We start from the raw sequence: 12,941 nt of genomic DNA on the forward strand, positions 1-12,941 counted from the left end.
CTGGAAATTCACTGATAACGTCGTGTCGTTATCAGTGATACGGAGGAGTGTCATGATCGTCGTCACCGGTGCCTCCGGGCGCCTCGGATCCCGGATCGTCGACCGGCTGCTGGAGCGGGTGCCCCCGGAGGAGGTCGGCGTCAGCGTGCGCGATGCCGCGAGCGCCGACGCACTCGCCGCGCGCGGGGTCCGTGTGCGCGAGGGGGACTTCACGGATCCGTCCACGCTGGAACGCGCGTTCCAGGCTGCCGACCAGGTGCTCGTGGTGTCCGCCGCGATCCGCGGGGACGGCGCGGCCGAGGCCAACATCGCGGCGATCGACGCCGCCCGTGCCGCCGGGGCGACCCGGATCCTCTACACGAGCCACCAGGCGTCGTCACCGACCTCGCTGTTCGCGCCGCAGCTCACGCACGCCGCCACCGAGGCGCACCTGGCCGGGCTCGGCGTGCCGTTCACCGCGCTGCGCAACGGCTTCTACGTGAGCACGCTCGCGACGTACCTGGACGAGGCGCTGGACACCGGCCTGCTCGCGCTGCCGGAGGACGGCCCGGTCTCCTGGACGGCGCACGACGACCTGGCCGACGCGGCCGTCGTCGCGCTCGCCGAGCCGGGTGTGCTCGACGGCGTGACCGCGCCGCTCACGGCGCCGGAGGCGCTGGACCTCGCGGCCGTCGCAGACACCCTGGGCGACGTCACCGGCCGGCGGATCGACCGCGTCGTCGTCGACGACGGGCAGTGGGTCGCCTCCGCCGTCGAGCGCGGCATGCCCGCCGCCGCGGCCGAGTTCACGCTCGGGATGTTCCGGGCCGCGCGCCGGGGCGAGTTCGCGGTCACCGACCCGACGCTCGAGCGGATCCTCGGCCGCCCCGCGACACCGGTCCGGTCCTACGTGGAGTCCGTGGTGGCCCGCGCACCCGCACGGTGACGACGGCGCGCGGGCGACGACCGGCCGGAGGAGAATCCGGGCCGTGCAGATCACCCGGAGCAGCGAGAACGAGACCGGCAAGGCGCCCGCCGACTACTTCACCGGCGACGTGTACCTCGACCAGGTGGCCGTCCCGGCCGGCACGTCGACGTTCGCGTCCGCGGCCGTGCACTTCACACCCGGTGCGCGCACCGCGTGGCACACCCATCCGCGCGGCCAGACGATCTTCGTGACCGAGGGAGTCGGGCGCTGCCAGCGGGAGGGCGGTCCGGTCGAGGAGATCCGGCCGGGGGACCGGGTGTTCTTCGAGCCGGGGGAGAACCACTGGCACGGCGCCGCGCCGGCCCGGTTCATGGTGCACATCGCGATGCAGCAGCAGGACGAGTCCGGCGAGGTGGTGACGTGGGGCAGGCACGTCACCGACGAGGAGTACGCGGCGGGCTAGCCCTGCAGCTTGGTCCGGATCCGTTCCTCGATCTCGACCGTGTGCCAGTAGCGCGGCGGGATCAGGTGGCCGTCGTCGTTGACGTGCGCGATCCGGGACCCGCACCAGCCGCACCCGCCCGCGGCGTCGACGACGGCCAGGCTCTCGACCTCGCGCCGGACCGTGAGATGGCGGGGGAGAGCCTGCGGCGGGACGTAGGCGACCGGCCGCGGCGCGCTTCCGGCACGGCTCACGTACACGATCATCGCGATCGTGATGCCGATCCCGAACAGGATGCCGACCGGCACTCCCGCTGCCGCCAGCAGGACCCAGGAGATCGGCCAGCCGGGGAACACCCAGAGCAGCACCGCGACCGCCGGGGTGATCCCGGACCGCGGTGCCGGGTGATGCTGCCCTACGTCGTCGCTGTTCATGGCGGCCCCCCGTCCCTGGTCCCAGGATAGCGCCGGGAACGGTGTGATCGAGCGCGTCGTCAGGCCTCGGAGGGGTCACTCCCGGGGGCGGCGTCCTCCGGTTCGCTGGTGTGGATCTGTTCGGGGTCGGCGTCGGAGTCGGCGTCGTTGCGCAGCGACCGGATGCCGGAGTTCAGGACGGCCAGCAGCGGGACGGCGAGCAGGGCGCCCGCGATCCCGGCGACGACCAGCCCGATCGCGATGGCGAGCACGACGGCGAGCGGGTGCAGCTTCACCGCTCGCCCGAGCAGCAGCGGCTGCAGGACGTGCCCCTCCAGCTGCATGATCGCGATCAGCAGCGCGAGGACGACGAGCGCGATGACCGGACCCTGCACGACGAGCGCGACGAGCACCGCCGCGGCGCCGCTGACCACCGCGCCGAGGATCGGGACGAACGCGCCGAGGAACACCAGCGCGGCCAGCGGGACGGCGAGCGGGACGCCGAGGACGGCCAGCCCGATCCCCAGCACGACGGCGTCGACGACCGCGACCGCAGCCGTGGCCCGGACGTAGCTGACGAGCGCGGCGAGCCCGCGTCTGCCGGCCACGTCGGTACGGGTGCGGATGCCGGCGGGCACCGCGCCCAGCAGGAACCGCCAGATGGCCGTGCCGCCGTGCAGGAAGAAGATCAGTGCGAAGACGACGAGCAGCGACTCGGTGAGCACCTCGCCGATCGTCAGCGCCGTCGTCAGCGCCCCGGCGGTGATCGCGCCCTGGTTGGCCCGGGCGGCGTCGATGAGCTCCGTCCGGTACTGGACGAGCTCCTGCTCGCTCAGGTGCAGCGGCCCGGTGCGGCTGAGCCAGCCGACGATCGCGTCGAGCCCGGCCGAGACCTGGGTACCGAGCTCGGGAAGCCCGTTCACGACGGCGGCGACGACGAACGTGAGCACTCCGCCGAGCACGGCCAGCCCGCCGAGCATCACGACTGCCGTGGCCACGCCGCGCGGGACCCGATGCCGTTGCAGCCACCCGACGGCGGGGGAGAGGAGCGCGGCCAGCAGCAGCGCGATGGCGACCGGCACCACGATGGACGCGAGGTACCAGACGATCACGGAGAGCACCGCGACCACGGCGACCACCACCAGGAACCGCCAGCCCCACGCCGCGGCGACGCGGAGCGGCGTCGGCAGGGCCGGACCGAGATCGGACGGGCGTCGGCGTGAGCGCGCACGCGCCACGTCGGAGAGGGACGTGGCGGGTTCGGTCACTCGATCCGGTTACCCGTTCGAGTGATCGATACGCCTGGTCAGGCCCGCAGACCGTCGAACAGCATGGCGGTGTACGTCACGACGACCTCGTCGGTGTCCTCGTCGGTGTCGCCACGGATCCAGCTACTGACGCCGTTGAGCATGTCCAGGATACCGAGCGCGGCCACCGACGGGTTGAGCTCGCGGAACTCGCCGGAGCGCATCCCGGCGACGAGCAGGTCCCGGACGCGGCGGTTGTAGTAGTAGAGGTACCGGTCGATCTCGGCGCGGTGCTCGGGCGTCAGCGCGGGGCGCTCGTGGAGCCCGACCATGTACTCGACGCGCCGGTGCAGCAGGTGCCGCACGTGGGCCGTCATCAGCGCGGTCAGGCGCTCGGCCGGGGTGCCGGGGCCGTCCAGCAGCGGCAGGTTCCGCTCGACCGGCTCCTTCGTGACGGTCAGGCAGATCGCGTAGAGGATCTCCTCCTTGGAGGGGAAGTGGTGGTAGAGGCTGGCGCCCCGGATGCCGATCGTGTCCGCGATGTCGCGCATGCCGACGGCGGCGTAGCCCTGGTCGGCGAAGATCCGCGCGGCGGCGGTGACGATCTCGGTGCGCCGTTCCGCCGTGCGCTTGCGGCGGCTCACCGGCAGGGAGTCGGTCACCGCTTCTCCACGACGAACTCGTCCAGGTCGGCTTCGTGGGTCATCCGCCAGTAGTCGACGATCCGCCATGGCATCGTGGACACGACCCGGCCGTCGGCGTTGCGGTACCAGTTCGTCATGCCGGGATGCGTCCACACCATGCGGGCGTGGGCCTCGTCGTGACGGCGGACGTACTCGCGTTCGACGTCGTCGCGGACCTCGACGGCGCGCAGGTCGCGCTGCGCCATGGTCGTCAGGACGTCGACGATGTAGCGGACCTGGCACTCGGCGATCGTGATGAAGCTGCCGCCGTGGCCGAGCGCGGTGCCGGGCCCGCACGTGACGAACAGGTTCGGGAAGCCGGGCACGGTGATCCCGAGGTGGGCGTGCGCGTCGCCGTCGCCCCACACGTCGGACAGGCTCGCGCCGTCGCGGCCACGGACGTCGATCGGCCACAGGAAGCGGTGCGTGTGGAACCCGGTGGCCAGCACGATCACGTCCGCGTCGACCTCGGTTCCGCCGTCGCCGCGCAGCCCGGTCGGCGTGACCTCGACGACGGCCTCCGTCACGACCTCGACGTTCTCCCGCCGGATCGCCCGGAACCAGCCGTTGTCCAGCAGCATCCGCTTGCCGAACGGCGGGTAGTCCGGCAGCGACTTCTCGACGAGGTCGGGTCGTCCGTCGAGTTCGGAGCAGAGGTAGCGGGTGAACACACGACGGTGCGCGTCGTTGACCGCGTTCACCGAACGGTCCGGGTGCTCCCACCCCGGGTCCACCTGCAGGCTGGAGTGCACGCGGTCGTTGAAGTTCCAGGCCAGGCGCGCGCGATACCACTCGCGGTAGAACGGCACCCGGTCCATCAGCAGGTGTACCGCCTCGTCGATCGGTTCGAAGTAGACGTCGTTCGGCGCGATCCACTGTGGAGAGCGCTGGAACACCGTCAGCCGCTCCACGGAACCGGCGACGGCGGGCACGACCTGCATCGCGCTCGCCCCGGCCCCGACGACGGCGACCCGCTTCCCGCTCAGGTCCAGGCCGTCAGGCCACTCGGCGGTGTGGAAGACCGGCCCGCCGAACGTGTCCAGCCCGGGGATCGCCGGCACCCTCGGCCGGTTCAGCGCGCCGGTCGCCGTGATCAGCACGCGCGCGGTGAGCGACCCGCCGGCGCCCGTGTGCACGGTCCAGGTGGCGGCGTCCTCGTCGTAGGTCGCGCCCGTGACCTCGGTACCGAACCGGATCACCCGGCGCAGGTCGTGGTCGTCGGCGACATCGCGCAGGTACTGCTCGACCTCGTCGCGCCTGCCGAAGTGCGTGCTCCAGTGCCGCGGCGCGAACGAGTAGGAGTACAGGTGGCTCGGGGTGTCGACGCCGGCGCCCGGGTAGGTGTTCTCCCACCAGCCGCCGCCGACCTCGTCGTTCTTCTCCAGCACGACGTGGTCGATCCCGGCCTCGCGCAACCGGATCGCGGCCAGCATCCCGGACACCCCTGCCCCGACGACGACGGCGTCCACATCGGTCCCCGTCGGCGCGACCGGTGCCGGGGCCGGCGCGAACCCGAGGTCCTCGGCCAGCATGTCGGCGTACTCCGGGGGAGCGGGCTCGCCGTTGGCCAGCGTGAGCAGCTCCTGCAGCTGCGCGCCGGTCGGCGCCGGGATCGCGGCGGGGACGCCGGCCTCGTGGGCGGCGACGGCGTCCAGCACGGCCTGCCTGATCTCGGCCGCGACGGCGTCGGGGAAGCCGCCGGAGTCGTTGTTCTCCATGCCGCGGCTGCGGGTCGGCCGGTAGGGCTCGTCCAGCCAGCGCCGGTCGCCGGTGAGCTGGACGAGCGCCGGCACCAGGGAGGGCAGGTTCGCGTGGTCCAGCGCGCGGGCGAGGTCGTCGGTCACGAGCGGGAAGTTACCTACCCGCCGTTAGATTGTCGATCGACACGATCCTTGACACCGCGATCGCGTCACACCAGCATCGCCGCCACAACCTAACTGCGGATAGGCGGGAGTTGGCGATGGAGCTGACCGAGGCGATGCGGACCGTGGGGACCTGCCGGTACTTCACGGCCGACCCGGTGCCGGACGAGGTGCTGCGCCGGGCGTTCGACGTCGCGCGGTTCGGTCCGCAGGGCGGCAACCGTCAGCCGGTGCGCTGGATCGTCGTCCGCGACGCCGCCCGCAAGCAGGCGCTCACCGACCTCTACCTACCGATGTGGAAGGCCTACCTGGGCGCGATCGGCGACGGCACGGTGAACGTCGGCGCGCTGCCGACGACGGTGCAGGACGCCGACCACTTCGCCGAGCACCTGGCCGAGGTGCCGGCCATCGTCGTCGTCTGCGCCGAGATCGACGGGCTGCACCCCACCGACACGGAGCTGGACCGCGTCTCCGTCGTCGGCGGCGCGTCGATCTACCCGACGGTGCAGAACTTCTGTCTGGCCCTGCGCGACCAGGGCGTCGGCTCCGCCGTGACGACGCTGCTGTGCCACCACGAAGCCCAGGTCCGCGAGCTCCTCGAGATCCCCGACGGCGTGCTCACCGCGGCGCACGTGGCGATCGGCTACCCGGCGAAGGGCTTCCCGCGCAAGCTGACCCGATCCGCCGTCGAGGACATCGTGTCGTCCGAGACGTACGGCGCCCCCTACTTCGAGGGCGCCGGAGTCTGATGGCCGAGCTCGCCGCACACCACCGCACGCTGCTCGGCCGCGCGACGATCGGCGACCAGCTCCGCCGGCACGCCCGGACCCAGCCGCACAAGGTCGCGTTCGTCTCCTACGGCGCCGACGGCACCCGTTCCGAGACGACCTACGCCCGACTCGACGAGCGCGCGAACCGCTACGCGCAGCTGTTCCTCGCGCGCGGGATCGGGCGCGGTGGGCGGATCGCGTCGATGGCGGGCAACGGCGTCGAGGTCGTCGCCGCCTACTACGGCGCGTTGAAGATCGGGGCGGCGTTCACCGGCGTCAACCCGCTCTACCGGGAGCCGGAGGTCGCCCACCAGCTCGGACACAGCCGCGCCGGGCTGGTGCTCGCCGACGACGCGTTCGCCGGCGTGGTCACGGCGGCGGCTCCTGAGCTGGATCTCCTGCGCTACGGCCCCGAGCTCGACGTGCTGCTGGACACCCAGCCGGCCGAGGAACCCGCCGTCGAACTGGACGAGAACGACGTCGCACTGATCGTCTACACCTCCGGCACCGAGGCCGCGCCGAAGGGCGTGCTGATCCCGCACCGCAACTACCTCGCCTCCACGGCGCCGGCCTGGGGCTGGGGCCTGCAGACCGGGCCGCAGGACACGTGGCTGTTCGTGATGCCGTTCCACACGATCGCCGGCCTCGGCTCGATGACCAGCCTGACGCTGATGGGCGCGACGCTCGTGCTGCCCGCGACCGCCGACCCGGCGACGGCCGTGCAGGTGATCGGACGGGAGCGGGTCACGGTCATCGCCCAGACCCCGACGTTCTACATCGGACTTGCCGCGCAGGGGGCGTTCGGACCGGACACCGTCGGGCAGGTCCGTCGCTGCATGACCTACGGCGGGCAGATCCCGCCGCACGTGATCGACGCGTGGTCGGCGGCCGCCCCGGACGTGATGTGGGGGACGTACTGGGGACAGTCGGAGCTGTCCCAGCTGGGCACGGTCGGGTTCTTCCGCACGCTCGACGACGTGCCCGGCGCCGACCCGACGTGGATCGGCAAGCCGGTCACGCACCTGGAGATCCGCGTCGTCGACGCCGAGGACAACGACGCCGAGGTCGGTGAGCTGGTCTGCCGCACGCCGTCGGCGATGCTGGGCTACCTCGACGACCCGGAGCGCACGGCCGAGGTGTTCCGCGGGGGTTGGGTGCGTACCGGCGACATGGTCCGCATCGACGCCGACGGCAACCTGTTCTTCCACGACCGGCTCAAGGACATGATCAAGTCAGGCGGGATGAACGGTCTCGTCGCAGGAGGTCGAGCGCGTCCTCTACGGCCACCCCGCCGTCGAGCGCGCCGCGATCGTCGGCATGCCGGACCCGTACTGGTCGGAGGCGGTGACGGCGTTCGTCGTCGTCCGGCCGGGGCGGACGCTCACGCCGGACGAGCTGATCGCGCACTGCAGGGTCGAGCTCGCCTCGTACAAGGTGCCCAAGGCCGTGCATCTCGTCGACGAGCTGCCGGTCGACCCGCAGGGCAAGATCCTCAAGCGTCGCCTGCGGGAGACCGCTCCGGCCTGACCGCTCAGTTCCCGCCTCCGATCCGGTCTGGTCCGGCAGGAACGGGCTTTCCTTCGGAGGGGACCATGGACGACGTCTGGCCGGTCGTGCACGCGGAGCGGGCCGCGCTGCTCGCCGATCTGCAGGGGATCGACGAGCGCGCGTGGGAGACGCCGTCGCCGTGTCCGGGGTGGACGGTGCACGACGTCGTCGCGCACCTCGTGGACACGGCGCGCACGACGCGGCTCGGGTTCGTCGTCGGCATGGTCCGGGCGCGCTTCGACTTCGACAGGCAGAACGCCGACGGTGTCCGGCGCGAGCGCGGGACCACGCCGCCCGAGACGCTCGACAGCCTGCGCGCCACGCTGACCCTGACCGCGACGCCGCCGGCGCCGCTGGACACACGGTTGGTCGAGGCCGTCGTGCACGGTGAGGACGTCCGGCGGCCACTCGGGCTCACCGGGACCTACCCGATCGAGGCGGTCGTGCGTGCGCTGCGACTCCAGGCGCGCACGTCGGAGTCGTTCGGCGGGGCGAAGGAGCGCGTCGCGGGCGTCCGGCTCCGCGCGCTGGACGCCGACCTGTCGCTCGGCGACGGCCCGGAGGTGCGCGGAACGGCACTCTCGTTGCTGCTCGCGCTCTCCGGACGTCCGGTCGCGGCGGGCGAGCTCGACGGCGAGGGAGTCGCGGCACTGACGCGGTGAGCTGCCCGACATTGCGGATACGGGACAAGCGGGACCGTGCCAGGTGGCGTGAGCGCACAGCCGACCGGCGACGTCCTGGCCTGTCTCGACGCGGCACCGGACGCGCGCCGGGCCGACGGCGTCCGGACGACGTCGACCGTGACGTCCTCGCGGAGCTCGTGCGGCGCAGCTGGTCCGCGGGCGGATAGGGCTCAGCCGAGCGCCGTCCCGTACGGGTTTCTCCGCGCGGTGGTCCGGAGTCCGCGCGCCGGTCGGGCCTTCGCTCGCGCCAGGGCACGCGCGTTCTCCGGATCACCGTGCGTTCGCGGGATCAGCGCGCGGAGTTCGCCTCGTGGTCGGCCGGGTCGGCCCTACGGTGGGGTGGTGTGACGGCACGGACGACGCGGCGGGGCTCGGCCGCGGACGTGTTCCGGCGCGTCTGCACGCGGCTCTCCCGGATGCTTCCGGCGCGGCTCGCCCGGTACGTGACCGGCCAGCTGATCGGCTACGCCGTGGTCAACGCGGCGACGTTCGGACTGGACCTGCTGCTGCTCACGATCATGCGCGACGCCATGGGCTGGCCGGTCCCGGTCGGGATCACGATCGGCTACGCGGTGGCGCTGTCGCTGGGCTTCGTGCTGCAGCGGTGGCTGAACTTCCCGTCGCACGCGCACGTCGGCCCGCAGGCGGCCCGGTACGCGCTCACGGTCGGCGTCAACTACGCGGTCCTCGTGCTGGCGCTGGGCAGCGGGCTGGCCTGGGCCGGTGTGCCGCTGCAGCTCGCGCGCATCCTCGCGGCGTGCGCGGAGGCGGTGTTCCTGTTCTGCGCGCTGCGGTGGTTCGTGTTCCGGGGTGCGACGACGGGTGATGGCGCCCGCGTCCGGTGACCGCGTCCGACGCTCTCAGTGCCCGCCGTCGTGCCCGTGCCCGCCGGCACCGCCCGGCTCCGGGACCGGTGCGGTGGATCCGGCGGCCGGGATCGTGAACGCCGCCGTCCGGACCTGCCCGTCGTGCCGGAGGTCCAGGAACAACCGGTAGGTGCCCGTCGACGGGACCTCGATGTGGAACCGGATCCCCGGCCCCGGCGCGGTGACACCGTCGCCGGGCGTGCCGTCCGGGTGGACGTGCAGGTAGGCGAGGTCCCCGCCGCGCAGCGCGACGAGATGGCCGTACGCGCCGAGGTACGGCTGCAGATCGTCGACCGGCCTGCCGTCACGGGTCACGGTCAGCGTCACCGGTGACGAGCGGCCGGGTACGAGGTCGCCGTCGAGACGGACCGCGTAGCCGTCCGGCAGCGTGGCGGTGCGGCTCGGCGCGGGGGAGGCCGGCGTGAAGCGGCCCGGGGCGAACAGGTCGGTCCCGAGCGTGACCGGTGCGCCGCCGGTCGGCGCGAAGTCGGCGAACGCCCGGTAGGCGCCGCCGGTCGCGAGCGTGACGGGCACACGCCAGGTCCCGTCGTCGCCGAGGGTCGGGTGGACGTGCTGGAAGCCCGACGTGTCCCGGCGGACGAGGATCAGGTGCATCCGCTTCTCGTGCTCGACGTCGAAGGCGGTGACCGTGCCACCGTCCGGCCCGGTGATCCGGAACGCGAGCTCGGTGGGTGTCCCCGACGGGAGCGTCGTCGCCGCGGGTACGAACGTGTAGCCGTCTCGCGTGGACGCGAGGCCCGCCGGCTCGTCGGAGACGGCGGGCGCGGGCGCGGCGTTCGCCGTCGGGGAGTCCGGCTCCGCGGTCGCGGGGGGCTCGACGGCCGACCCGACCGCGAACGCCCCCACGGCGAGCAGCACGACGGCGGCGCCGAACGTGCACAGCCGCTGGACCGGATTCACGACCCAGAGGGTACCCCTAGGGGGTAGGGGTAGCAATGCCGGGCGACGGACCCCGGTCGGGGCCCGCCGCTGCGGCGCAGACCGTTCCTACTGCGGGATGCCGGGCAGGCCGGCGCCTGCCGGAAGGCCGTCCTCGACGTCGTTGCCCTGGTCGTTGCCCTGCGACTGGCAGTTGCCCTCGTTGCCGTCGTTGAGGCCGGGCACCGGGGCCTGCACCGCGCCGGGGGTGTCGGACTGCGCCGTCGCCGAGCCCGGCTCGACGCTGCAGTCGCCGCCGTTGGGGGCACCGACCGGGAGCTCCGGCAGGGCCGGGAGAGAGGGGACGCCGGGGATCGCGGGCGCGGCCGGCGCCGCGTCGGCGGCCATCGCCGCGGGGGCCCCGACGGCCAGTGCGGCCGCAACGCTCGCGAGCAGGACCAGGTGCTTCTTCGCCATGTGCCGGTCAACGACGGGTCGAGACGGCGGTGACGCCGTGTGCCGGAGGTCCACCGGTCGTGTCCGGGCCGGAACGCAGGGCGACCGGCCGTGCACGAACGTGCGACGGAGGTGACCGCGACGTGCCGGTGTCGGTTCCCGGACGCCCCCTGCCGTCCGCACCGCGGGCGAACAGGCCCGCTCCGGCGACGCCGCGCACGCGTCGTCCTGCCTGGCCGGGCAGGGGGCGAGCCTCGCCGTCGTCGGCGCCCCTGCTCGCCGCGGCGCTGCCCGCCGACCCCGATCCGGCGACCGCCCCGCCGGACACGAACGCACGCTCCGCCCGACGCCGAGCGCACCGGACCGGCGCCGGGGTGACCGTCAGCGCAGCGGGTGGCGGGGGATCGAGCGCAGGTTCGACCGCGCGAGGTCGACCATCTTCCCGACGCCGCCGGCCAGCACCGTGCGCATCCCGGCCAGAGCGAACCCGCGCACCTGCTCGCCCGTGATGTGCGGCGGGATGGACAGCGCGTTCGGGTCCGTCCGGACGTCCACGAAGGACGGTCCCTTGTGGTCGAGCGCGGTGCGCAGGGCGCCGCGCAGCGTGCGCGGGTCGGTGACGGTCGCGGAGTGCAGTCCCGCCGCTGCGGCCAGCGCGCCGAGGTCGGCAGGCCCGTGGTCGGTCTGGAACGACGGGTAGCCGGCGACCATCATCTCGAGCCGGATCATGCCGAGCGCGCCGTTGTTGAACGCGACGACGGTGAGGTCGAGGTCGTGCTCGGCGGCGGTGAGCAGCTCGCCGAGCAGCATGGTCAGCCCGCCGTCTCCGGACATCGACACGACCTGTCGTCCGGGGAACGCGGTCGCCGCGCCGATCGCCTGCGGCAGTGCGTTGGCCATCGTGCCGTGCCGGAACGAGCCGATGATCCGGCGGCGGCCGGTCGGGGAGATGTAGCGGGCGGCCCACACGTTGCACATTCCGGTGTCCACGGTGACGACGGCGTCGTCGGCGAGCTCGTCGTCCAGCACGTCCGCGACGAACTCGGGGTGCACCGGTGTGTGCTCCTCGACCTTCGAGGTGTACGCGTCGACGACGTGCTCCAGCGCGTCCGCGTGGTGGCGCAACATCCGGTCCAGGAACGAGCGGTCGGCCTTCTCGTCGAGCAGCGGGAGCAGCATCCGCAGCGTCTCGCCGACGTCGCCCTCGACGCCGAGGTCGAGCAGCGTGCGGCGGCCGAGGTGGCGCCCGTCGCGGTCGATCTGGACGGTGTGCGCCTGCGGGAGGAACCCGTCGTACGGGAAGTCGGTGCCGAGCAGCACGAGCAGGTCGGCCTCGTGGCACGCCTCGTAACAGGCGCCGTACCCGAGCAGGCCGCTCATGCCGACGTCGTACGGGTTGTCGTACTGGATCCACTCCTTGCCGCCGAGCGAGTGCCCGACCGGCGCCTTCACCCTGTCCGCCAAGGTGAGCACCTCGGTACGTGCGTCCCGCGCGCCGGCCCCGACGAACAGCGTGACCGACCGGGCGCGGTTCACGTGCCCGGCCAGCGCCTCGACCCGGTCGCGGGCGGGCACGACGACCGACGTCGGCGCGACGAGATCCGACGCGCCGGTCGGGTGCGCCACCGCCTCCGCCGTGACGTCACCGGGGATCACCAGGACGGACACGCCGCCGTCGGCGAGCGCGGTCTGCATCGCGATCCGCTGCAGCCGCGGCATCTGCGCGGGCGACGACACGAGCTCGACCCAGGACGAGCACTCCGCGAACAGCGCCGTGGGGTGCGTCTCCTGGAAGTAGCCGGTCCCGATCTGGGTCGACGGGATGTGCGAGGCGATGGCGAGCACCGGTGCGCCGGAGCGGTGCGCGTCGTAGAGGCCCTGGATCAGGTGCGTGTTGCCCGGCCCGCAGCTCCCGGCGCAGACGGCGAGCGTGCCGGTCAGCTGCGCCTCGGCGGACGCGGCCAGCGCGCCCGACTCCTCGTTGTGCACGTGGACCCAGTCGATCCCGCCCTCGGCAGCGCCGCCCGAGCGCCGCACCGCGTCGACGATCGGGTTCAGGCTGTCCCCGACCAGCCCGTAGATCCGCCGGACACCGGCCCGGACCAGCACCTCGATCAGCTGGTCGGCCACGGTCGTCGCCATGTGGTCCCCTCCTGCTCGGCGTTCCGATCTCCGCGAACCGTAG

The 12,941-nt window shown here is 73.1% G+C and carries 12 protein-coding genes; 5 read left to right on the forward strand and 7 right to left on the reverse strand.

Annotated elements, in window-relative coordinates; all coding sequences use genetic code 11:
* The first annotated feature begins 52 nt into the window (after positions 1–52).
* Positions 53–925, forward strand: a complete 873-nt coding sequence (locus tag EV378_RS28455) for an NmrA family NAD(P)-binding protein (protein ID WP_132430459.1) — start codon at positions 53–55, stop codon at positions 923–925.
* A gap of 43 nt (positions 926–968) precedes the next feature.
* The gene (locus EV378_RS28460; RefSeq protein WP_132430460.1) at positions 969–1,370 is read left to right on the forward strand and encodes a (R)-mandelonitrile lyase; all 402 of its coding nucleotides are present in this window, start codon (positions 969–971) and stop codon (positions 1,368–1,370) included.
* Here the strand turns inward: EV378_RS28460 and EV378_RS28465 are convergent.
* From EV378_RS28465 to EV378_RS28480, 4 genes are read right to left on the reverse strand one after another with little or no spacing between them, the layout of a single operon-like run.
* Entirely contained in the window at positions 1,367–1,783 is a 417-nt protein-coding gene (locus EV378_RS28465) for a hypothetical protein (RefSeq protein WP_132430461.1), read from the reverse strand. The genes EV378_RS28460 and EV378_RS28465 overlap by 4 nt on opposite strands.
* 59 nt (positions 1,784–1,842) lie before the next feature.
* Positions 1,843–3,030, reverse strand: coding sequence for an AI-2E family transporter (locus EV378_RS28470; RefSeq protein WP_243653809.1), 1,188 nt, complete (start codon positions 3,028–3,030; stop codon positions 1,843–1,845).
* Positions 3,031–3,068: 38 nt separating this feature from the next.
* Entirely contained in the window at positions 3,069–3,671 is a 603-nt protein-coding gene (locus EV378_RS28475) for a TetR/AcrR family transcriptional regulator (RefSeq protein WP_207908885.1), read from the reverse strand.
* Positions 3,668–5,536 (reverse strand): flavin-containing monooxygenase, encoded by a 1,869-nt coding sequence (locus tag EV378_RS28480; RefSeq protein WP_207908886.1) that lies wholly within the window; start codon positions 5,534–5,536, stop codon positions 3,668–3,670. The genes EV378_RS28475 and EV378_RS28480 overlap by 4 nt, the downstream gene beginning before the upstream one ends.
* A 116-nt stretch (positions 5,537–5,652) precedes the next feature.
* On the opposite strand from EV378_RS28480, the gene EV378_RS28485 reads away from it, so the two are divergent.
* The 3 genes from EV378_RS28485 (at position 5,653) to EV378_RS28500 (ending at position 9,400) form a co-directional block, all read left to right on the forward strand.
* Positions 5,653–6,303, forward strand: coding sequence for a nitroreductase family protein (locus EV378_RS28485; protein WP_132430463.1), 651 nt, complete (start codon positions 5,653–5,655; stop codon positions 6,301–6,303).
* On the forward strand, positions 6,303–8,534 hold the full coding sequence (locus EV378_RS37155) for an AMP-binding protein (RefSeq protein ID WP_207908887.1): 2,232 nt from the start codon (positions 6,303–6,305) through the stop codon (positions 8,532–8,534). Before EV378_RS28485 ends, EV378_RS37155 begins: the two co-directional genes overlap by 1 nt.
* A gap of 365 nt (positions 8,535–8,899) precedes the next feature.
* Positions 8,900–9,400 carry a GtrA family protein gene (locus EV378_RS28500; protein ID WP_243653810.1) on the forward strand — a complete coding sequence of 167 codons (501 nt, stop codon included), beginning with the start codon at positions 8,900–8,902 and terminating at the stop codon, positions 9,398–9,400.
* Positions 9,401–9,415: 15 nt separating this feature from the next.
* On the opposite strand, the gene EV378_RS28505 is transcribed toward EV378_RS28500, so the two are convergent.
* The 3 genes from EV378_RS28505 to EV378_RS28515 form a co-directional block, all read right to left on the reverse strand.
* Positions 9,416–10,342, reverse strand: coding sequence for a hypothetical protein (locus EV378_RS28505; protein WP_132430465.1), 927 nt, complete (start codon positions 10,340–10,342; stop codon positions 9,416–9,418).
* Between the two features lie 87 nt (positions 10,343–10,429).
* On the reverse strand, positions 10,430–10,777 hold the full coding sequence (locus EV378_RS28510) for a hypothetical protein (protein WP_132430466.1): 348 nt from the start codon (positions 10,775–10,777) through the stop codon (positions 10,430–10,432).
* 360 nt (positions 10,778–11,137) lie between these two features.
* On the reverse strand, positions 11,138–12,898 hold the full coding sequence (locus EV378_RS28515; RefSeq protein WP_132430467.1) for a pyruvate dehydrogenase: 1,761 nt from the start codon (positions 12,896–12,898) through the stop codon (positions 11,138–11,140).
* Positions 12,899–12,941 lie beyond the last annotated feature (43 nt).

Source organism: Pseudonocardia endophytica (assembly GCF_004339565.1).
Lineage (GTDB): Bacteria > Actinomycetota > Actinomycetes > Mycobacteriales > Pseudonocardiaceae > Pseudonocardia > Pseudonocardia endophytica.

Bases quoted from the DNA above. Each gene is read 5' to 3' on its own strand.
- EV378_RS37155 (WP_207908887.1), top strand. From the start codon at position 6,303: ATGGCCGAGCTCGCCGCACACCACCGCACGCTGCTCGGCCGCGCGACG.
- EV378_RS28485 (WP_132430463.1), top strand. From the start codon at position 5,653: ATGGAGCTGACCGAGGCGATGCGGACCGTGGGGACCTGCCGGTACTTC.
- EV378_RS28455 (WP_132430459.1), top strand. From the start codon at position 53: ATGATCGTCGTCACCGGTGCCTCCGGGCGCCTCGGATCCCGGATCGTC.
- EV378_RS28465 (WP_132430461.1), bottom strand. From the start codon at position 1,783: ATGAACAGCGACGACGTAGGGCAGCATCACCCGGCACCGCGGTCCGGG.
- EV378_RS28510 (WP_132430466.1), bottom strand. From the start codon at position 10,777: ATGGCGAAGAAGCACCTGGTCCTGCTCGCGAGCGTTGCGGCCGCACTG.
- EV378_RS28515 (WP_132430467.1), bottom strand. From the start codon at position 12,898: ATGGCGACGACCGTGGCCGACCAGCTGATCGAGGTGCTGGTCCGGGCC.